This window comes from Paraburkholderia sp. D15 (assembly GCF_029910215.1).
In the GTDB taxonomy this organism is placed as follows: domain Bacteria; phylum Pseudomonadota; class Gammaproteobacteria; order Burkholderiales; family Burkholderiaceae; genus Paraburkholderia.
In genome coordinates this window covers 2,931,161-2,950,907 of sequence record NZ_CP110396.1, presented here as the reverse complement: position 1 = coordinate 2,950,907, position 19,747 = coordinate 2,931,161, and the positions used below count along the sequence as shown (strand labels likewise).

The window sequence follows — 19,747 nt, the reverse complement described above, 5'->3', positions numbered from 1 at the left end:
GCGGATAAGCTATTCAAATTGAATCGTTAAGCGCCGCGGTCATGCTGACGCGGCGCGGTCATGCCCGACGCGCCGCGTAGATCGTCACGGCGCGGCGGCGATGACGTCGGCCACCGCCGCCGTCAGCTTCTTGCCGTACGGCACATGCAGGAACTCGTTCGGGCCGTGCGCGTTCGACTTCGGTCCCAGTACGCCGCACACCATGAACTGCGAGCTCGGGAAGCCCGCCTTCAACACGTTCATCAACGGAATCGTGCCGCCCTGCCCCATGTAGGCGACGTCGGCGCCGAAGTGTTGACGCGACGCGTCGTTCAACGCCGTGGACAGCCACGGCGCGAGATCGGGCGCGCTCCAGCCGCTCGCCGCGCCCGCGTCCGGTTTGAACGTCACCTTCGCGTTGTACGGCGGATCGACTTCGAGCAGCGCCTTCAGGTCGGCGACGGCCTTCTCCGCCTCGACCATCGGCGGCAGACGCAGCGACAGCTTGAATGCGGTGCGCGGACGCAGCACGTTGCCCGCATCGGCGAGTGCGGGCATGCCGGCCGCGCCCGTCACCGACAGCGACGGACGCCACGTCGAGTTGAGCAGCGCCTCGCGCGGATCGGTGGTGGTGGGCAGCACCTGACGACCCTCCTGCCCGCAGGCCCACGGCAGTTTCTTCCAGACGTCGTCGCCGAGAATCTTCGCGGTGGCTTCCGCTTCGCGCAGACGGTCGGCCGGAATGTCGACGTGGAAACCCTTCGGCAGCAGCGTGCCGTTCGCCGAGTCTTCGAGACGGTCGAACAGTTGCCGCATGATGCGGAAGCTCGATGGCGCGATGCCGCCGTAACCGCCCGAGTGAATGCCTTCGTCGAGCACCTGCACTTCGAGGTCGCCGGCGACGAGGCCGCGCAGCGAGGTGGTCAGCCAAAGCTGGTCGTAATTGCCCGCGCCCGAGTCGAGACACACGACGAGTCCGACCTTGCCGAGACGTTCGCGCAACGCATCGACGTACGGCAGCAGATCGTAGCTGCCCGACTCCTCGCAGGTTTCGATCAGACCGACGCAGCGCGGACGTTCGACGCCTTGCGTATCCAGCGCCGCGAGCGCGGTGATGCTCGCGTAGATCGCGTAACCGTCGTCGGCACCGCCACGGCCGTAGAGCTTGTCGTTTTCGAGCTTCGGCGTCCACGGACCGAGGTCGTTGCGCCAGCCGTCGAACTCGGGCTGCTTGTCGAGGTGACCGTACAGCACGATGGTTTCGTCGCTGCCGGAACGAGTAGCGGGCGTTTCGAAGAAGATCACCGGCGTGCGGCCCGGCAGGCGGATCACTTCGAGCTTGAGACCGCGCACGGCCTGCTGCTCGGCCCACTGCGCGGCGTCGGTGATCACGCGTTCCAGATAGCCGTGCTTGACCCACTCGGGATCGAACGCCGGACTCTTGGCCGGCACCGCGATGTAGTCGGTCAGCGCGGGCACGATCTCGTCGTTCCATTTACGGTCGACGAATTCGCGGAGCTTGTCGTGGTCGATGTGTGGGGTCGTTTCGGTCGGTTGGGTCGTATCGTCGGAGATCATGATGGCGTCCGTGGCGGATCTGGTCGGTCGAAACGGACATGATAGTCCCGATGCGGGATACGCTGAACCCCTGGCGGCATCCAGACGGACGGACGCCCTGGTCATTCACCGCGATGGCGAACGATGTCCGCGCGGCCATCGCACAGCCTTCATCCGATCCTCGCGCAATTGCTGCGCGCCCCGCGCAATCGCGCGACAATCGTGGCTTACGTGGCAGGTAAGGAGCAGCCCATGGCGGGCAATGTTGTCGTGCAGATCGTCGCGGCCGTACTCGCGCTGACGCTCTATTTTCTGCCGGCCGTTCTCGCGGACCGGCGCAAGCGCCACGACGTGCTGACGCTCGCGCTCTTCAACGCGTGCCTCGGCTGGACCGGTTTCGGCTGGCTGCTGGCGCTGTACTGGTCGCTGCAACCCAATCCGCCGAAAAACATCGCCGGCGAGGTCGTCGCGACACGCAAGATCGTGCGGATGAAGGCGTTTTCGAGCGCGCTGCTCGCACGCGTGCAGAGACGGGCGACAGCGCGGGACGGTGTGAAGAAGTGAAGCGTTAGAGGCGAGTACAGCGAGAAGTAAAACCGGAGCGGTGTGAGAAGGCTCGGTGCAACTGTCACGAGAACGCGGCACGCGTTCCGACGCGGCCATGTCCGTTCATGACCGGCAGATTCAAGCCGCGCGGCGTCCCACGCGGTTCCATTGCACGGACGCGGCCGGGATCGAACGCGGTTCGGCGCGCACGCTGGACGGCGCGAACATCTCGCGGCGCAGTTCGCCGTGATCGTCGAACCACTCGCAGATCAGCCAGTCGCCCGGATTGAGCGCCACCGGCCCCGCGTACGTCACCGTCATGCGCGAGCCGCCTTCCTTCAACGTCACGACGTCGCCGACAGCAAAACTGGCGGCGGGCGGAATATCGAGTGCCTCAATGGTAGCGGTGAGCATATTCAATCCCTTGGGAACCGTTGAGCGGTATTCAGTCGCTGCACCGGGTTTCTCATGTGCAACTTACTGAGGGAAGCCTCTAAAGTCCGGCCAGATTAACAATCGAATTTATTCGAAGCAAGTGCTTTTTAATGACATCGTTTTCAGTGGAACTGCAATAGGTTTCGCATGGCGCGTTACCGCACATAAAGCAGGGAAAACCCTTCAATCGCCCGCCAGGCATGACCCTTATGCGGCACCGCATGATCGAAAGAGTTACTGTCGATTACCCTGGTTTGCAGTAGAAAATGCGGGTTGTCTTTCATCATATTTAAAACGCTTACAGGATTTATTCGGCGTTTATTTATGACCCACGTCAACCTGCATGCCGAGATTACCTATGAACGCAACGCTCATCGGTAAATTCACGCTACGCGCAATTATGGTTTTTAAAATCCACAATAAGCTGGCGGATAGGTTCGGCCTTCACCCGTTCGCTGGGAATGCCTGATGAAAACGCTCACTGAAAACGCTCATTGAAAACGATTACTCGCGCATGATTTTCAAGCCGGCTGCGCGACGCGCCGCAACGCATGCTGCTGATGCCGCACCAGCAACACGCTCAGGCCGATGCATACCACCATCAGCAGCGCGTTGATCGCAAGGCTGAACTGGAAGCCGTGCGCGTAGGCGCTTGCCGTCGAACGGCTGCCGATCGCGGCGAAGAACGCGCCGCTGATCGCCGCGGTGCCGAACGCCGAGCCGATCTGCAAGGTCGACGACACCACGCCGGACGCCAGCCCCGCCTTCTCCGGCACCACCTCGAGCAACACGATACGCACGATCGACGGCAGCAACAGTCCTTGCCCGATGCCCGCGAGCACCAGCCCGCAGTAAAACGGCAACGCCGGCGTGACGGACTGCACGGACGACCAGCCGATGATCGCGAAGCCGACCGCCATCATCGAGAAGCCGAGCGTCAGCACATGACTGCCGATGCGCTTGACCACCGCCGGCGACGTCAGCGGCCCGGCGACGAACCCCAGCGCGAACGGCATGATCGCGATGCCGGACGCGAGCGGGCTCCAGTGCAGGCCGGTTTGCAGAAAGATGCCGTAGGTCAGGAAAAACGCGCTGTTGCAGTAGAACAGGAACGCCAGCACGAGCCCGAGTGCGAACGCCGGATTACGGAACAATTGCAGATCCACCAGCGGATCGCCGCCCTTGCGCTCCACGCGCCGCTCGGTGGCGATGAACAGCGCGAACACCGGCACCGCGAGCGCGAACATCACGAAGGTCCAGGCCGGCCATCCCGCTTCGCGGCCGTGCGTCATCGGGTAAATGATCAGCAACAGCACCGCCGAGAGCAGCGCCGAGCCCTTCAGGTCGATGGCCGCCCGCGTGGCCGGCTGATTCTCCGGCACGAACTTCCACGTGCCGATGAACGCCACGATGCCGATCGGAATGTTGAGCAGGAAAATGATCCGCCAGTCGAGCCCGAACGGGTGATAGGTGATCAACGCGCCGCCGCCCAGTTGCCCGACGATCGACGACAAGCCGAACATGAAGCCATACAGGCTCATCACCTTGGTTTGCCGATGCACGGGCACGACCGCGCGGACGGTGGCGAGCACCTGCGGCGCCATCACCGCGGCGGCGATGCCCTGCACGATCCGCGAAATCACCAGCATATGGCCGCTGGTGGCGAAGCCGCACAACGCCGACGCGACCACGAACGCGGCCATGCCGGTCATGAACATGCGGCGCCGGCCGTACAGGTCGCCGAGGCGGCCGCCCGTGATCAGCAGCACCGCGTACGCCGACGCATAGGCGGAGACGACGAGCTGCAACTGCGCGTCGGTCGCGTTCAGGCCGGTGTGGATGGACGGCAGCGCGAGATTGACGATGAAGTAATCCAGCGGTGCGAGAAACGCGCCGACGAACAGCACGGCCAGCGCGAGCCCCTGATGCCCGCCCTTCGCCTTGTCCAATACCGCCGGAGCGGACTTGATCGCTTCGCTATTCATGACTAACCGTTCAAAAATTAGGCAAAAAAATTTAGACGACGGCGCGCATCGCAACATCGACGATGCGTTCCAGCGCGTCTTCCTCATGCGCGACCCGGCCCATCACACGCAGCCCTTGCATGATGCACAGCAGGAAATCGCCGACCGCTTTTTCGTCGAGCGTGGAATTGAAGACGCCGCTGGCCTGCCCGCGAATCACGGACGCCGCCAGCAACGTGGCCATGCGCCGGTGGATCGCGGCGACACGGGTACGCGTTTCCTCGTCGTCCTGCTGCATCTCCAGCGCGGTGTTGGTGATGAAGCAGCTCCGCTGACCGTTCAGCGCGCAGGCGACCCGCGCGTAGTGCAGCAAAGCGTTGCGCAGCGCCTCGTCGGCCGGCACCGGCGCGTTCAGGCGCTCGGCGAGCCGCGCGACCGAACCTTCCGCGTAATGGTCGAGCGCGGCCAGCAGAATGCCGTGCTTGTCGCCGAACACGCCGTACAGACTGCCGCGCAGGAGGCCGGTGGCCTTGCAGAGGTCGTCGATCGAGGTGGCGTGATAGCCGTGGTTCCAGAACACCTGGCTCGCGCTCGCCAACACCGTTCCGGTATCGAACTCGCGCGGCCGGCCCCGCGGACACACGCCGCCCTTCTTCGCCGATTGATTGGGATTGCCGGGTTGCTTCATGCAGCGAATATTATGACTACCCGTTCAAGAAATCAAGGGCGAGTTTTCGTAGCAGGTCTTCAGCAGCGAGTTTTCGTAGATCAGGCGGCGCGAGATCCGGCCGCCTGCGAGCCAGGCGATAAGCCGCACGGCTTAGCCTTGCTTGCCCCACTTCTGCTCCGCCCCGGCAAACGACTGATTGAGCTCGTTGCCGCTCGCCGCGTCTTTCGTGTAGCCGAACGTGCCATGGTCATGCAATTCGTTCGCGGCACGCAGAAATGCGCCCAGCGCCGCGCGCGCCAGCGACCCGCCCACGCTGACCCGCCGCACGCCGAGCGTGCGCAGCTCGTCGAAGCTCAACACCACGCCTTGCAGGCCCATCAGCACGTTGACCGGCTTGTCCAGCGCGTTGACGACCGCCGCGATCTCGTCGCGAGTCTTCAGGCCCGGCGCGTACAGGACGTCCGCGCCCGCTTCCTGGAACGCCTGCAGGCGGCGGATCGTGTCGTCGATATCCGGGCGGCCGTTCAGATAGTTTTCCGCGCGCGCGGTCAGCGTGAACGGAAACGGCAGCGCCCGAGCCGCTTCGACGGCAGCGCGCACGCGTTCCACCGCAGCGTCCAGCGAATAGATCGGGGCGTCGGCGCGGTTGGTCGCGTCCTCGATCGAGCCGCCGACCACGCCCGCCGCCGCCGCCTGGCGGATGGTTTCCGCGCAAGCTTCGGGCGAGTCGCCAAAACCGTTTTCCAGATCCGCGCTCACGGGCAGATCGGTGGCGCCGACGATCTCGGCGAGATGCACCATCATCTGCTCGCGGCCGATGGCGTTGTCGGGCAGGCCACGCGTGAATGCGTAGCCGGCGCTGCTGGTGGCGAGCGCTTTGAAACCGGCGAGCGCGAGCAGGCGCGCGGTGCCGATGTCGTACGGATTGGGGATGATGAAGGATTCGCCGGCGGCGTGATACGACTGGAATTGCCGTGCTTTGTCGGATTGCGTTGTCATTGACGGTTCCATGCAAGACCGCCGGCCCGGCAGACATGACCGCGGCGCGGCGGTGAATCGTTGGGTGGACAAGCTGTACAACGAAAAGCGGAACAACAAAAAGCCGGCGGCGGGCAATGCCCGCTCGCCGGCTTGTCATTATGACAGCGCGGCTGAATGCGTGAACTCAGGTTTCGAGTTTCGCGTCCATCGTGATGTCGGCCTTCAGCACTTTCGAAACCGGACAACCCGCCTTGGCGTCGGCGGCCGCCTTCTCGAACGCGGCCTTGTCGCCGCCGGGAATCTTCACCGTCACGTCGAGGTGCACCGCGGTGATCGAAAAGCCGCCGCCGTCCTTGTCGAGCGTGAGGGCCGCCGTGGTGGCGATGCGTTCCGGCGTGATGCCGGCCTTGCCGAGTTCCGCCGACAGCGCCATCGAGAAACACCCCGCATGCGCGGCCGCGATCAGTTCTTCCGGATTCGTGCCGATGCCGTCCGCGAAACGCGTCGCGAACGAATACTGCGTGTCTTTAAGGACGCCGCTGTCGCTCGAAATCGTGCCCTTGCCGTCCTGCAGACCGCCTTGCCAAACTGCCGATGCCTTGCGCTTCATCGTCTTTCTCCCATGCAACGTCGTTGCGGTTAGTGCCCATGCCGCGGGCGGGAAACGGACTTCATCATAGGCGCTTCCGTGTGATGGTGTCGTGAAGTGCCACAACTTGAAGCGCGTCGACGGGTGCGGTGAGGCGCGGCTGTGTTCGTATGACGTAAAAGGTGCTGCGCCTAGTCCGCGGACGGCTCGGCGAACGGCAAATTCTCCTGCCCGATCGCCCGCATACCGAACACGTTCAGCGTCATCGCCACCAGCGCGTAATAGCCAAGCAGGCCGACGAGATTGATCACCACCGTATGTCCAAAACGCTCGACTGCCTGCGCGTACGTCGCGTCCGACACACGCTTCGAGTCGTACAACTCGCTCGCGAAATCGTGGATCAACGCGTCGTCGGCGTCGGCGAATTCGGGACGCTTGCCCGCGCGGAGCGCCTCGGCATCCGCCTCGCGCACGCCGGCCTGCAGCGCGATCGGATAGTGGATGTACCACTCCGCCTGCGCCTGCCAGCGCGCGGCGGTCACCAGAATCGCCAGTTCCGACAGGCGCAGCGGCAGGCCGGTCTGGTAGCGGCAGAATGCGCCCAGCCGCTGCGCCTGCTGGGCGAGTTCGGGACTGTGGATCCAGCCGAGAAACGGGCCGTTCAGATTGCCGCGCGGACCAGACAGGATCTCGTCGAGCACGGCTTTCTGTTCGGGCGTGGCGTTCGTGGGGTCGAACGGAGGGAGGCGGTCGGTCATGGCGTGGGTCGTGGCGTGGGTCGTGGCGTGGGTTGGAGTGGCGGAGTGGCGTGCGTGGAAAGCGCGGCAGCGGCGGTGAGAGCGATAAGCGACATCGGCAACATCAAGCGCCTGCCAGTGCCGCGCCGATCGCATCCGTCAACCGCCCGGCGATTTCGTCGATATCGCTTGCCGTGCAGATGAACGGCGGCGCGAGCAGCACATGATCGCCGATCTTGCCGTCGACCGTGCCGCCCATCGGATACACCATCAGGCCACGCGCAAAGGCCTCGCGACGGATCGCCCCGTGCAGTTTCAGGCCCGCGTCGAACGGTGTCTTGCTCGCGCGATCCTTGACCAGTTCGACACCGACGAACAGCCCGCGTCCACGCACGTCGCCGATATGCGGATGCTGCGCGTAATGCTCGCGCAGGCGGCCACGCAACTGCTCGCCGCGTGCGAGCACGTTGGGCAGCAGATGCTCGTCGGCGATCACGCGCTGCACTTCGAGCGCCGCCGCGCACGCGGTTGCGTGGCCGATATAGGTGTGCCCGTGCTGGAAGAAACCCGAACCGTCGACGATCGTCCGGTAGATCCGCTCGCTCACCAGCGTCGCGCCGATGGGCTGATAGCCGGCGCCGAGCCCCTTCGCGATGGTCAGCAGATCCGGCGCCACGCCGTCCTCCTCGCACGCGTACAGATAGCCGGTGCGGCCCATGCCCGACATGATCTCGTCGAGAATCAGCAGCACGCCATGGCGGTCGCACACCGCGCGGATCTTGCGGAAATACTCGCGCACCGGCGGCACCGCGCCGGCCGTGGCGCCCACCACCGTCTCCGCGACGAAGGCGGCCACCGAGCCGGCGCCGAGTTCGAGGATCTTCTGTTCGAGTTCGTCCGCGAGACGCTGCGCGAAGGCTTCTTCGGTTTCATCGGCGCGCTGCTCGCGATACGCGTAACACGGACTCACGTGATGCGCTTCGATCAGGATCGGCAGGAACGGCTCGCGGCGCCATGCATTGCCGCCGATCGCCAGCGCGCCCAGCGTATTGCCGTGATAGCTCTGCCGACGCGCGATGAAATGCCGGCGCTGCGGCTCGCCCTTCTCGACGAAGTACTGACGCGCGAGTTTCAGCGCCGCCTCGATCGCCTCCGATCCGCCCGACACGAAGTACACGTGCTCCAGCCCGGCCGGCGCGCCGTCGACCAGACGGGCGGCGAGTTCCTCCGCCGCCTCCGTCGTGAAGAACGACGTGTGCGCGTACGGCAATTGCTGCGACTGCCGCTTGATCGCGTCGATCACGCGCTGGTTGCTGTGACCGAGACACGAGACCGCGGCGCCGCCGGAGGCGTCGATATAGCGCTTGCCGGTGGAATCGATGATCTCGATGCCGTCGCCCGCGACGGCGATCGGCAGCGACTGTTTCGGCGAGCGATGAAAGACGGTGGACATGGTGATCGGGTTCCTGGTGGGGAGTGGAGCTTCGGGCCTGGATTCAGTTCTGGATTCGGTTGTGGGTTCAGCTAGCGGTTCCGGCGCCGCGGTCAGCGGATCGAGTGGCAGCGGCGGCAATCCTGGAGCGAGCGACAAAAGTCTCGAACTCGCCCTGCGCCTGCCGATAGACCTTCATCGCAACGCCGTCTTCGCGGATGTCGAATAGCGCGGTGGCGAGGGTGTTTTCGTCGTCGGGATCGTGCGGGTCGTCGCGATAGATCGGCAAACCCGACGGCGCGCGATCGTGCAATACGTCGAGCAGCGCCGCCGGTTGCACGGGACGGTTCAGCGAAGACACCAACGCATCCACACGATGTTGCCGGTCGCGCGACGAGTCCGTGACGATCTGCGCTTCGGCCGCGCAGCCCGGATGAATCAAATGATTTGCGTGACCGGTCACGGTCAGCGGTTCTACGGGTTGCACCGAACAACGCCGCGCGCTTGCCTCGACACTGAAGAGTCGCGGATCGCCCGCGCCGCCGAGCGTGTGATGGAAGCCGCTCGCTTTCGGTGTATCGCGCAACAGCATGAGCGCTTCGTCGAGCGAACCGCAATCGAGCACCGCACGCGCGAGCAGCATGCGCGGCACGCCGGCCGTCGGCACACGGATACGTAGATTGTTGATGGCCTGCACGATGCCGGCGCGATTGACCGCGAAGGTATGTCCCGGCAGCGAGCCCGGATAGTAGAAGCTGACGAAGCCGGGTTTGCCGGCGGGTTGCACGTCGACCAGCACGCAGCGCTCGCGTAGAAACGGATCGCCGTCTTCGTTGTGCGCGATGAAGCGCGTGTTGTTCAGGTTGGCCGCGAGTGTGGTGCAACCGTCCGGCGCGTTGTGGATCAGTTCGCCGCGGCAGTTCCATAGAAACAGGTCTTCGGCCGGCCAGCTCAACGCCGAGGCCATGCCGTCGAGTTCATCCAGCAATGCGGGGCAATGCGCGTGTGACGCATCGCGCAAGCGCTGTACGAACGATGCGCCACGCCAGCGCCGTACTTCGCGCCATGCGCGGCTTTGGTCCATGTAGTCGTCGAAAACTGGACGGGCGAGTTCGCCCAACTGACGGCCGATTTCATAGGGCGTGCCGCTGACCTGAATTACTTTTGCATCCTGCTTCGACACCACGGTTTGCATCCATTCAACAATCGATACGTATTTATACGTCAATACAACATTTGTTGTCAAATGGCGTGTGTGTGATACGGACGGAGCGGTTGTGCTCCACCGCGGAACTCGGTTCGGTGATCAGGCGAGATTTCGGCGTTCAGCGCCAGGCTGACTCAGATGCATGCAACGCCAGCGAACACAACAATCAGGCGACGTAAGCACCCTTCGCATGCAACGACTGCTCGGCAATCGCAAGCTGCTCGACCGCATCGCTGCCTTCCAGCGCCAACAAATGCGCAACCAGCGACTCAGTGATCGCGGTCGCCGCCACCAGCGACGGAAAGAACGACGGACTCTCGTGCGAGAAGATCAGCACCTTGTCGGCATTCAGCGCGATCGGCGACACGGCGCTGTCGGTGATCGCGATCAGCTTGCTGCCTTTTTCCTGCGCGGCTTCGGCCACGCGCGCCGCCTCGACCGAATACGGCGCGAAGCTGACAACGACGGTTGCACTGTCGCGTTCGATCGAGCGCAACTGCATTTCCAGCGTGCCCGCCTCGCCGTTGATCAACGACACGGACGAACGGAACAGCCGGTATTCGTAGACGAAGCCGAACGCGACCGCGTAGCACGAACGGAAACCCGCGACATGCACGTGGGGCGCACGACGCAGCACGCGCGCGGCGTCCACGATCATGCGGCCGTTGTGCGCGGCGGTGACGTCGAGATTGTGTTGTTGCGCGGCCAGCAGATCGTTCGCCAGCGCGTCCTTCGACTTGACCAGCGAGCGGGCGCGATTGGTCAGCGGTTCGGGCCGCGTGCGCACGCGCGCGACGAACAGATCGCGCAGTTCGTTCCAGCCGGGAAAACCGAGTTGCTGCGACAGTCGCACGAGCGAAGCCGGTTGCACCTGCGCGCGTTCGGCCACCTTGCGCATGGACGACACCGCGACTTCGTCGGGATGATCGAGCAGGAATCCCGCGCCCATCTGGAACTGCGGACTCAGTTCGGAGAAGCGGGCGCGGATCACGGCGGCGAGCTGGTCGAAACTGTCTGGCATGCGGGTTTTCCGTGGCGGCGGTTAAGAATGAGATGACAACAAATGTTACCACTGGGGGTGTTGGTGCCAACAAGGGTTAGCACCCGTTTTCACCCTTCGCTATCCCCTCGCCAGCGGCAAACTCCCCAACCTCTCCAGCACAATCCCCTTCATCCCACGCGGCGCCGGCAGATCATCGAGCATCGCCGGCCAACGCTCCTTCGCCGCCTCGACCGCCGCCTTCACCGCGGCCGTAGCAATCCGCTCCGCCACCCCCGCCGCGCGCGCCATCGCCTTGTAGTCATCGAGCGTCTGCACACGCTGAGCCTGGTCGATCGCGACATTCGTGCCGTACGTCGCGAACCCCGGCAACGCCGACACGCAAACGATGTCGTAAGCCGGCGTCAATTGCGGATGCAAGCGATCCGCATACAGCACCGAAAAGTTCTTCAGATGCGCATCGCTATTGCCGATCAGCGTATTCACCGTCTGCCGCACGAAAAACTCACGGATGTCACGCGCACCGCGCGGACTCAACGCCTTGAGAAAACGCACCAGCACCTGGTATTGATCCGCCTTCGCATATTTGGCGCTCGGCATGCGCCCGAGCATCTGACACGCATCCTCCACGTGAATGCGTTCGTTAGCGCGCCGGTCGTAACGCTCGACCGCGAGAAACGATGTGGCACTGCCCGCGACCTCCGCCAGCCCGTCGATCGCGATCGCCGACAACGGCATCGGCTCGCACGCGGCCACATCCACACCCGCCGCCTTCGCGAGCTGCATGGCCACGTATTCGTTGAACACCTGCGAGTCGTCGTTACGCGCGGGCAGCTTCGCGATCACATCGGAGAGCGTGCCGTGTCCCGGCATCGTGTAGCGCTTGCCCTTCTGCACGGTGGATAGCGCGAGCTTGTTCTGCACGCCGGAGACCGATGCCGCGCCCTCGGCCGCGCCTTCGATCACACTCATCTCGACATTGTCGGCGCCGCCGGTTACGCCGAACGTGCGCGCGTACTCGGGGATATCGTACGGATCGCGCGGCGGCCGCACGACCACCGCGCCAGGCAGATCCTCGCCCGCTGCGGACAACACGCCGAAGTCGTCGCGATCTTCGGGGTTATGGCGTGTCGCTTCGAGCCGCTGACGCAGCTCGCTTTCGGGAAGCAGTCCGGCAAAAAACGGCGGCAGCCTGCCGCCCGTGTTGTAAAGCGCGGGATGAAACGGATTCGCGAAAATTTCGGCCGCAATGGCCGGCGAGCCCGGCACGGCCATCGACAGGGACAACGTCGGCTCCGCATCCGCGGCCTTGAACGCCTCGGACGGCACGAACCGGCAGTGTCCGCCAAGCTCGCACAGATAGCCGCAAAGCTGGCCGTACAGCAGAACTTCCAGATAGCGGGGACGCGGCGCGCTGTTCACTTGCGCCCCTGCAGGAATAGCTCAGCGGCGCTCTTCGCGTCGAGATCCGGGCCGGCGCCCTTGCCCTCCAGCACCTGCGTGACCGCCGCCAGATGCTCCTTCGGCACCAGCACCCACTCCGCCTCCAGCCCGGCGGCCAGCGCTTCCAGCGTCGAACTGCGGGCGTCGTGCTTGCCGGCGAGCGTCGCGGACAGGTTAGAACGCGCGATGCCGAGCAACTCGCCCAAGGCGGTTGTCGATATCGCGCGCTCGCTCAGCAGCAATTTAATCTGGGGCAGGAATGACATATCATAATTTTTAGCCGAAATTTATGATAAATCATACGCTTAAATCCAAACCGGTTGCAAATCTCGCCGCCGCAGCCATCAAAGCAGCGCGACGACGCGCACGTCCCCCTGCTCGGCCGAGGCCACCACCTTCTCGCCAATCCGCCGGAACGTGATCGTCACCGACGCGTCGCCGACGCGCAGATCGCCCACTTCGAGCCAGTCGATGCCTTCGGGCAGCATCGGCTGTTCGATCAGCACCTCGCGCCGTTCGGCGTCGATCGTGATGCCGAGGCAGGCTTCGAGCATCATGAACGGCGAACCCGCCGCCCATGCCTGCGGCAGGCACGCGACCGGATACGCGGTGGGCGGCTCGCCGCGCCGGCGCGGGAAGCCGCAGAACAGCTCGGGCAGACGCATATCGAAGTTCACGGCCGCCTGGAACAGCGCCTGCAAAAGCCGCACGGCCGCCGCCTTGCCGCCGTAACGCGACAGGCCGCGCGCGCACAGCGCGTTGTCGTGCGGCCAGACCGAGCCGTTGTGATACGCCATCGGATTGAAGCGCGCCTGGCTTGCGGCCAGCGTGCGCACGCCCCAGCCGGTGTGGAACAAGGTGGAATCGAGCGCGCGCACCACCGCTTCGCCACGCTCGCGGGCCGGCAGTCCGAACGCCAGCAGATGCCCCGCATTCGACGCCATCACGCGGCACAACTCGCCGTGGCCGTCGAGCGCGATGCCGTAGAAGCCGGACTCTTCCATCCAGTACTTTTCCTCGACGCACTGGCGGATCTTCTTCGCGCGTTCGCGGTACTGGTCGGCCGGGTCGTGCAGGCCGCGCAGCTTCGCGAAGTGCGCCATCGTGTCGAACGCGGCGCTCGCGTAGGCCTGCACTTCGACGAGCGCGATCGGCCCGTCGGGAAAGCGGCCGTCGGCATGAAACACGGAGTCGTGACTGTCTTTCCAGCCCTGATTCGCGAGACCGCCGTCCGACTCGCGCTGGTAGTCGAGCAGGCCGAAGCGGTTCTTGTCGCAGACGCCCGCGACCCACGCCGCCGCGCGCTCCAGCGCCGGCCACAATTCGTCGATCAGCGCGAGGTCGCCGGTGCGGCCCACATAAGCGCCTGCCAGCACGATGAACAGCGGCGTGGTGTCGACGCCGCCGTAGTACAGCGCGAACGGCACCTCGCCGGTGGCGGCCATTTCGCCCTTGCGCATCTCGTGCATGATCTTGCCGGGCGCGGCGTCGCGGAACGGCGAGTTCTCGCGCGCCTGATGTTCGGCGAGAAAACGCAGCACGCCGGCGGCCAGTTGCGGCTGCAGCCACAAGGTCTGCAACGACGTGATCACGGCGTCGCGGCCGAACGGCGTGGAGAACCACGGAATGCCCGCGTACGGATACGGGCCAGTGGCAAGGTCCGTGGTCAACAGCCCGAGATCGGCGAGCGAACGGTCGATCCACGCGTTGAACAGCGGATTGCTCGAACGCACGCGCGCCGTCACGCGACGGCGCTCGCGCATCACCAGATGCGCGTCGACGAGCGCCGCGCGCACCGCCGCGCGGCCCACCCGCGGACGCTCCGCATCGATCTGCGACAGATGCGCCTCGCTCAGCGCATGCATGGGCTGCGAGACGTCGGCGGCAGGTTTGTCGGTTTGCGGTACGACCTTCACCGCCACCGACAGATAGATCGACACGCACGCCTGCGCGGGCAGCTTCACCGTATAGTCCGCGCGATCGGCGAACAGTTTGTCGGGCTCGGGCGAGAACGCGATCTGCACGTGGCGCGCCACTTCGTCGAGGCCGATGTAGTTGAGCAGCACCTCGCGGTTCTCGACGCGCGCGGGTTCGACCCGCCCCTGCTTGTCGCGCTTCAGGCCGCGCACTTCGAACATGTCGCGGAAGTCGCTGGCGAACGAAATGGACAGCGGCACGACGGCGTCGCTGGTGCCGTAGTTGGTGAGTTCGATCGCTTCGTTGAGCACCGTGCCCGACAGCACGCGCACGCGCTCGACGTGAATCACGCCCTCGGGCGTGCTGTCGCCGCCGAGCGGCGGCAACGGACGGTTGGTCAGATGCGCGGTGAACGACGTGTTGTCGCTGCTGACGCTGCCCGAGAGCAGCGACGGCGCGCGCCCGCCGAAGGTCAGGCGCAGTTGCGACAGCACGCGGGTGTCGTTGACGAACAGGCCGTCGTCATGACCGGTGATGTCGCCGAGGGGATCGTTGACGATGAAGGTGTCGCCGGACTTCAGCACATGCTGGGCCGCGCTCGCGACGTTGAGGTTTTCCGTCGGGATGAATGCGCCGTCCGGCTCGGATTCGTGATGATCGATTCCGCCCGACAGGCCGCCGAGGGCTTCTGGCTGCTGCATCAGAGTCACTCCTATGGATTCGCTTGTGCGTTCAGTGTCACATTCGGATACCGCTGGTACTGCCCGATCGCTTCCGATTGTAGAGGGTCTGCCCGCGTCAGACGAACTTATCGCCGCGGAGTTTCGGATTATTTTCCGTGGCATGGGACATGCAGAGTGCGCTGGGTCCAGGCCACCGTGGCCTGTCGTGGTCCGCTGTGACGCGCAAATGAAAAAGGCGCGATTGCTCGCGCCCTTTCTGCCCGCTTGCCTTCTCCGTTAAACGAAGCAGCAAGCGACATGTTTTATCGGCTCGTCGCCGTGCGTTTTTAACGCTTCGCCAACGGCTTCGCCTCACGCTGCGTTTCGCCGACGAACAGCTGACGCGGACGGCCAATCTTCTGTTCCGGATCGGCGATCATTTCGTTCCACTGCGCGATCCAGCCGACCGTGCGTGCCATCGCGAAGATGCAGGTGAACATCGCGGTCGGAATACCGAGCGCGCGTTGCACGATGCCCGAATAGAAATCGACGTTCGGGTACAGCTTGCGCGACACGAAGTACTCGTCTTCCAGCGCGATCTTTTCCAGCGCCATCGCCAGCTTGAACAGCGGGTCGTCGTGCAGGCCCAGTTCTTCCAGCACTTCGTGGCAGGTTTCGCGCATCAGCTTCGCGCGCGGATCGTAGTTCTTGTACACGCGGTGGCCGAAGCCCATCAGCTTCACGCCGGAGTTCTTGTCCTTCACCTTCGCGATGAACTCGGGGATGTTGTCGACCGAGCCGATTTCTTCCAGCATGTTCAGCGCGGCTTCGTTCGCGCCGCCGTGCGCCGGGCCCCACAGACACGCGATACCGGCCGCGATACACGCGAACGGATTCGCGCCCGACGAACCCGCGAGACGCACGGTGGAAGTCGACGCGTTCTGCTCGTGGTCCGCGTGCAGGATCAGGATACGGTCGAGCGCTCGCACCAGCACGTCGTTGACCTTGTACTCCTCGGCCGGATTGGCGAACATCATGCGCATGAAGTTCGCGCTGTACGACAGATCGTTCTTCGGATAGACGAACGGCTGACCGACCGTGTACTTGTACGCCATCGCCACCAGCGTCGGCAGCTTCGCGATCATCCGGACCGCGGAGATATCGCGGTGCTGCGCGTTGTTGATGTCGAGCGAGTCGTGATAGAACGCCGACAATGCGCCGACTGCCGCGACCAGGATCGCCATCGGATGTGCGTCGCGACGGAAGCCGCGGAAGAAGAAGTGCATCTGGTCATGCACCATCGTGTGCTGCGTGACGGTCTTGACGAACTCTTCTTTCTGCTGCGCGTTCGGCAGTTCGCCCTTCAGCAGCAGATAGCAGGTTTCGAGGAAGTCGGCGTTCTGCGCCAGATTGTCGATCGGATAACCGCGATACAGCAGCTCGCCCTTGTCGCCGTCGATATACGTGATTTCCGAATTGCAGGCCGCCGTCGACATGAAGCCCGGGTCGTACGTGAACTTGCCGGTCTGGCCGTACAGCTTGCGGATGTCGATCACATCCGGCCCGAGCGAGCCTTGATAGATCGGTAGTTCGATCGTCTGGTCGCTGTCGGAAAAGCTCAGCGTTGCGTGTGTCTTCGAGTTCATCTAGACGTTCCTTTTACTTTCACATCGCACACGTGCCGGCATGCGCGATCGTCATAACGTGATACGAACGGGTTGGCATGCTCAGGCTCCGCTTCGCATTCTAAGGTCCAGCGCCCGTGCGATTGCGACGATTGGCCGCAACAATCCATCTCCGCTGGCGCAACATTCGTTGCCTGCCGATCCGCTCCAACACCCGCTCCATGGTTGCACGCGCAAGCTTCGTGCAATAACCGCACGACTGCCAGCCAAATGAAAGTTAGAGCGCCTGCTGCAACAATGTTTTGCGGCGCCCGGGCTGCGGCGGCGAGATCCATCTGAGATACTGGCTCTCGTGTTTTGCTTCCCCTGCTGAACACAATGCTGTCTTTGGCCCACCGGCATACGGTGGGCCTTTTTAATCAGCCAGAACAAAGGAAGGACCCGATGAACGCCTCTCTCGAAACGCTGTTTCCCGACCACGTCCATAGCGAAGACAACGTCGTCTCCGCGCTGAATCATCAGGACATCGTGGTCGCGTTATCGGCGGCGCTGAAGACGCAGGACGTGGCGGTTTTGCACATGCTCTATCCGCGCACCGATGCGCGCACGCATCGCAGCCTCGACATGCTGGTCGACGTGCTGCATGGTCACGGCCTGCACGAAGTCGCCGATCTGATCGCGCAGGAAGCGCATTACCTGCTGTTCAAGGACCCCGTGAAAGCGTGGAAAGCGTTTCACGAGATCCGCAACGATTCGCTCGCGATCGGCGTGCATCTGTACTATCACGGCCTCGTCGGCGAAGCGGCGGAACTCGCGCTCGACAAGGACGCGCACCGCAAGGCCTGAACTCAGCCGGCGTTCGTCGCGCCGATGAACTCGTGAACGAAGCGATTGAACGCCGACGGATGCGCGAGGTTCATCCCATGCGACGCGCCGCGCACCGTTTCGCGGCGCGCATCCGGCAGCCACTGCTGGAGCGCGTCCGCCGCGCGACGAAACATCAGCGGACTCTTCTCGCCGTCGATCAGCAGCACCGGGCAGCGAACCGCACTGGCATCTTCCTGCACATAAGCCGGCAACGGATCGCGGAATTGCCGCGCGAGCGTGTGCGCGTTGTCGGTCGCCATCTGCCGGAAACCCGGCGTGCTCATCGCCCAGAAACCCGGCCGGCTCACCGAATCGACGAATAGCTGCAAGCCCGCTTCCACCTCGCCCGTTTCGATCAGCTGCGCGGCTTTGGCGCGTAACGCGTTGACCGTTTCCGGCAGACTCGCGGGCGGGCGCCCGGCGATCTGCAACGGACCACCCGGATCGGCAAGCGTCAAGGTCCGCACCTGCGCGGGATGACGCCGCGCGAAATGATAGGCGACACAACCGCCGCGCGAATGACCGACGACATGCGCCGGCCCCATGCCGAAGCGTTCGATGAATTCGGCCACTTCATCCGCATGCTCGCTCCAGCTGAACGGCAAACCGGCTTCGGTATCGGTCACCGGCCAGTAATGCGTGAGGCTGACCGCCACGCAACGATAGTGCTTCGACAAGCCCGCGAGTTGCGGTTGCCAGTAACGGTAATCGCACAGCGAGCCATGCACGAACAACAGCAATTCGCCTTCGCCGGCTTCGACGTAAGGCATGCGCAAACCGCTTTGCAGTTCGATAAAGGAAAACGACGACGGGGGCGAAGCGGAAACGGATTGATTCACGGGTGGTTCACGGACAGCGCGGCGGCACGCACAGAGGGCATGGCCGGCTTCAAAATTGAATTGAAAAAAGGAACGCGTCGGGAACGCGCTCGCGTCCCTGCAAATGGGACGCGTGGCGTATTGTCACACAGCCGTTGAAAGCGCGTGGCGGCCCGTGATGCCGCCAACTCGCGGTTTGGACTTCAGGGAACGTCAGACGAGGTCAGTGGGCATTCAACTTCAGCCTCACTCGTACGCGAGTTCGTCGAGCAGACCGGCGCTTGCGGCCGCGCCCGCACCACGTACCGCGCAGGTCAGCGGTTCGTCGGCCACGCGCACGTCGAGACCGATTTCATCGCTGAGCCGGCGGCTCAGGTTGCCAAGCAACGAACCGCCGCCCGTCAGCACGATGCCGTTGTGCGCGATGTCCGTCACCAGTTCGGCCGGCGCCTGTTCGAGGCCGCGCTTCACCGCGCCGATCACCTGGCGCAGCGGGCCCTCGATCGCGTCGGCGATATCGTGGTTGCTCAACTGGACCGTGCGCGGCAGCCCATCGTCGACGCTGCGGCCGGTGGCATTCATATGCTCGTGCGGCACGTCGCGCACGGCCGAGCCGATGTTCTTCTTCACGTGCTCGGCGGTCTGCTCGCCGAGCAGCACGCCGTACAGATTGCGCACGTAGCTGACGATCGCCATGTCGAACGCGTCGCCGCCGACGCGGATCGAGCCGTTGTACGCCATGCCGCCGAGCGCGATCACGCCGACTTCGGTGGTGCCGCCGCCGATGTCCACCACCATCGACCCGGTCGCTTCCGACACCGGCAACCCCGCGCCGACCGCCGACGCCAGCGATTCGCCGATCAGACTCACCTTCCACGCGCCAGCCGCGACGGCCGCTTCCTTGATCGCACGCCGCTCGACCTGGGTCGCGCCGGCCGGCACGCACAGCGTGAACGCGGCACGCCGGCTGAACAGCGGCCGCGGCCGCGCCATGTCGACGAATTGCCGGATCATGTGTTCGGCGGCGGAGAAGTTGGCGATGACGCCGTGGCGCATCGGCCGCACGGCTTCGAGGTTGCGCGGCGCGCGGCCGAGCAGTTGACGCGCCTCGGTGCCGACCGCCGCGACGCGCTTGGGTCCGGCCGTGGGGTCTTTCTCGAAGCAGACGACCGAGGGCTCGTTGAGCACGATGCCGCCGTCGTCGGTATAGATCAGGGTGTTGGCCGTGCCGAGGTCCACCGCCACGGAATGACGGAACAGTCGATCGAAAAGCGGGTAATGCGGCGTCGGTTTGGCCATAGGAAGGCTCTGTTGTGTC

At 64.3% G+C, this 19,747-nt stretch carries 18 protein-coding genes; 2 read left to right on the top strand and 16 right to left on the bottom strand.

Annotated features, from left to right (window positions below):
• Positions 1 to 84: 84 nt before the first annotated feature.
• Positions 85 to 1,557 (bottom strand): M20 family metallopeptidase, encoded by a 1,473-nt coding sequence (locus LFL96_RS32965; protein ID WP_281002078.1) that lies wholly within the window; start codon positions 1,555 to 1,557, stop codon positions 85 to 87.
• A 231-nt stretch (positions 1,558 to 1,788) separates the two neighbouring features.
• Here LFL96_RS32965 and LFL96_RS32960 point away from each other — a divergent pair, with 231 nt between their 5' ends.
• Positions 1,789 to 2,100, top strand: a complete 312-nt coding sequence (locus LFL96_RS32960) for a superinfection immunity protein (protein ID WP_281002077.1) — start codon at positions 1,789 to 1,791, stop codon at positions 2,098 to 2,100.
• 120 nt (positions 2,101 to 2,220) lie between these two features.
• Here LFL96_RS32960 and LFL96_RS32955 read toward each other — a convergent pair whose 3' ends face one another.
• The 13 genes from LFL96_RS32955 to gltA all read right to left on the bottom strand — a co-directional run bounded on the left by LFL96_RS32955 (position 2,221) and on the right by gltA (position 16,765).
• The gene (locus LFL96_RS32955) at positions 2,221 to 2,496 is read right to left on the bottom strand and encodes a YodC family protein (RefSeq protein ID WP_281002076.1); all 276 of its coding nucleotides are present in this window, start codon (positions 2,494 to 2,496) and stop codon (positions 2,221 to 2,223) included.
• 542 nt (positions 2,497 to 3,038) lie between these two features.
• The gene (locus LFL96_RS32950; RefSeq protein WP_281002075.1) at positions 3,039 to 4,502 is read right to left on the bottom strand and encodes an MFS transporter; all 1,464 of its coding nucleotides are present in this window, start codon (positions 4,500 to 4,502) and stop codon (positions 3,039 to 3,041) included.
• Positions 4,503 to 4,533: 31 nt separating this feature from the next.
• Entirely contained in the window at positions 4,534 to 5,169 is a 636-nt protein-coding gene (locus LFL96_RS32945) for a TetR/AcrR family transcriptional regulator (protein ID WP_281002074.1), read from the bottom strand.
• 132 nt (positions 5,170 to 5,301) lie between these two features.
• Positions 5,302 to 6,150: an isocitrate lyase/phosphoenolpyruvate mutase family protein gene (locus tag LFL96_RS32940; protein WP_281002073.1), complete on the bottom strand. Its 849-nt coding sequence runs from the start codon at positions 6,148 to 6,150 to the stop codon at positions 5,302 to 5,304.
• Positions 6,151 to 6,316: 166 nt separating this feature from the next.
• Entirely contained in the window at positions 6,317 to 6,742 is a 426-nt protein-coding gene (locus LFL96_RS32935) for an OsmC family protein (protein WP_281002072.1), read from the bottom strand.
• Positions 6,743 to 6,912: 170 nt separating this feature from the next.
• Entirely contained in the window at positions 6,913 to 7,479 is a 567-nt protein-coding gene (locus LFL96_RS32930) for a carboxymuconolactone decarboxylase family protein (RefSeq protein WP_281002071.1), read from the bottom strand.
• A gap of 103 nt (positions 7,480 to 7,582) precedes the next feature.
• A complete protein-coding gene (locus LFL96_RS32925; RefSeq protein ID WP_281002070.1) occupies positions 7,583 to 8,911 on the bottom strand; it encodes an aspartate aminotransferase family protein in 1,329 nt (442 codons plus the stop codon).
• A gap of 67 nt (positions 8,912 to 8,978) precedes the next feature.
• The gene (locus LFL96_RS32920) at positions 8,979 to 10,085 is read right to left on the bottom strand and encodes a C45 family peptidase (protein ID WP_281002069.1); all 1,107 of its coding nucleotides are present in this window, start codon (positions 10,083 to 10,085) and stop codon (positions 8,979 to 8,981) included.
• A gap of 178 nt (positions 10,086 to 10,263) precedes the next feature.
• Positions 10,264 to 11,118, bottom strand: a complete 855-nt coding sequence (locus LFL96_RS32915; RefSeq protein ID WP_281002068.1) for a MurR/RpiR family transcriptional regulator — start codon at positions 11,116 to 11,118, stop codon at positions 10,264 to 10,266.
• Between the two features lie 99 nt (positions 11,119 to 11,217).
• Complete coding sequence (locus LFL96_RS32910; RefSeq protein ID WP_281002067.1) at positions 11,218 to 12,519, bottom strand: HipA domain-containing protein; 1,302 nt, start codon at positions 12,517 to 12,519, stop codon at positions 11,218 to 11,220.
• Complete coding sequence (locus tag LFL96_RS32905) at positions 12,516 to 12,806, bottom strand: transcriptional regulator (protein ID WP_281002066.1); 291 nt, start codon at positions 12,804 to 12,806, stop codon at positions 12,516 to 12,518. The genes LFL96_RS32910 and LFL96_RS32905 overlap by 4 nt, the downstream gene beginning before the upstream one ends.
• Positions 12,807 to 12,884: 78 nt before the next feature.
• Positions 12,885 to 15,158 carry an amylo-alpha-1,6-glucosidase gene (locus LFL96_RS32900; RefSeq protein ID WP_281002065.1) on the bottom strand — a complete coding sequence of 758 codons (2,274 nt, stop codon included), beginning with the start codon at positions 15,156 to 15,158 and terminating at the stop codon, positions 12,885 to 12,887.
• A gap of 308 nt (positions 15,159 to 15,466) precedes the next feature.
• Positions 15,467 to 16,765: a citrate synthase gene (gene gltA / locus LFL96_RS32895; protein WP_281002064.1), complete on the bottom strand. Its 1,299-nt coding sequence runs from the start codon at positions 16,763 to 16,765 to the stop codon at positions 15,467 to 15,469.
• Between the two features lie 423 nt (positions 16,766 to 17,188).
• Here gltA and LFL96_RS32890 point away from each other — a divergent pair, with 423 nt between their 5' ends.
• Complete coding sequence (locus tag LFL96_RS32890; protein ID WP_281002063.1) at positions 17,189 to 17,590, top strand: hypothetical protein; 402 nt, start codon at positions 17,189 to 17,191, stop codon at positions 17,588 to 17,590.
• A 2-nt stretch (positions 17,591 to 17,592) separates the two neighbouring features.
• Here the strand turns inward: LFL96_RS32890 and LFL96_RS32885 are convergent, their stop codons facing one another.
• Both LFL96_RS32885 and LFL96_RS32880 read right to left on the bottom strand, forming a co-directional pair.
• Entirely contained in the window at positions 17,593 to 18,381 is a 789-nt protein-coding gene (locus LFL96_RS32885; protein WP_281003925.1) for an alpha/beta hydrolase, read from the bottom strand.
• 294 nt (positions 18,382 to 18,675) lie between these two features.
• A complete protein-coding gene (locus LFL96_RS32880; RefSeq protein ID WP_281002062.1) occupies positions 18,676 to 19,728 on the bottom strand; it encodes a rod shape-determining protein in 1,053 nt (350 codons plus the stop codon).
• Positions 19,729 to 19,747: the final 19 nt, after the last annotated feature.

Excerpts from the sequence above, each read along its gene's own strand:
- LFL96_RS32965 (WP_281002078.1), bottom strand. The coding sequence starts at position 1,557 with ATGATCTCCGACGATACGACCCAACCGACCGAAACGACCCCACACATC.
- LFL96_RS32960 (WP_281002077.1), top strand. The coding sequence starts at position 1,789 with ATGGCGGGCAATGTTGTCGTGCAGATCGTCGCGGCCGTACTCGCGCTG.
- LFL96_RS32955 (WP_281002076.1), bottom strand. The coding sequence starts at position 2,496 with ATGCTCACCGCTACCATTGAGGCACTCGATATTCCGCCCGCCGCCAGT.
- LFL96_RS32950 (WP_281002075.1), bottom strand. The coding sequence starts at position 4,502 with ATGAATAGCGAAGCGATCAAGTCCGCTCCGGCGGTATTGGACAAGGCG.
- LFL96_RS32945 (WP_281002074.1), bottom strand. The coding sequence starts at position 5,169 with ATGAAGCAACCCGGCAATCCCAATCAATCGGCGAAGAAGGGCGGCGTG.
- LFL96_RS32940 (WP_281002073.1), bottom strand. The coding sequence starts at position 6,150 with ATGACAACGCAATCCGACAAAGCACGGCAATTCCAGTCGTATCACGCC.
- LFL96_RS32935 (WP_281002072.1), bottom strand. The coding sequence starts at position 6,742 with ATGAAGCGCAAGGCATCGGCAGTTTGGCAAGGCGGTCTGCAGGACGGC.
- LFL96_RS32930 (WP_281002071.1), bottom strand. The coding sequence starts at position 7,479 with ATGACCGACCGCCTCCCTCCGTTCGACCCCACGAACGCCACGCCCGAA.
- LFL96_RS32925 (WP_281002070.1), bottom strand. The coding sequence starts at position 8,911 with ATGTCCACCGTCTTTCATCGCTCGCCGAAACAGTCGCTGCCGATCGCC.
- LFL96_RS32920 (WP_281002069.1), bottom strand. The coding sequence starts at position 10,085 with ATGCAAACCGTGGTGTCGAAGCAGGATGCAAAAGTAATTCAGGTCAGC.
- LFL96_RS32915 (WP_281002068.1), bottom strand. The coding sequence starts at position 11,118 with ATGCCAGACAGTTTCGACCAGCTCGCCGCCGTGATCCGCGCCCGCTTC.
- LFL96_RS32905 (WP_281002066.1), bottom strand. The coding sequence starts at position 12,806 with ATGTCATTCCTGCCCCAGATTAAATTGCTGCTGAGCGAGCGCGCGATA.
- LFL96_RS32900 (WP_281002065.1), bottom strand. The coding sequence starts at position 15,158 with ATGCAGCAGCCAGAAGCCCTCGGCGGCCTGTCGGGCGGAATCGATCAT.
- gltA (WP_281002064.1), bottom strand. The coding sequence starts at position 16,765 with ATGAACTCGAAGACACACGCAACGCTGAGCTTTTCCGACAGCGACCAG.
- LFL96_RS32890 (WP_281002063.1), top strand. The coding sequence starts at position 17,189 with ATGAACGCCTCTCTCGAAACGCTGTTTCCCGACCACGTCCATAGCGAA.
- LFL96_RS32885 (WP_281003925.1), bottom strand. The coding sequence starts at position 18,381 with ATGCCTTACGTCGAAGCCGGCGAAGGCGAATTGCTGTTGTTCGTGCAT.
- LFL96_RS32880 (WP_281002062.1), bottom strand. The coding sequence starts at position 19,728 with ATGGCCAAACCGACGCCGCATTACCCGCTTTTCGATCGACTGTTCCGT.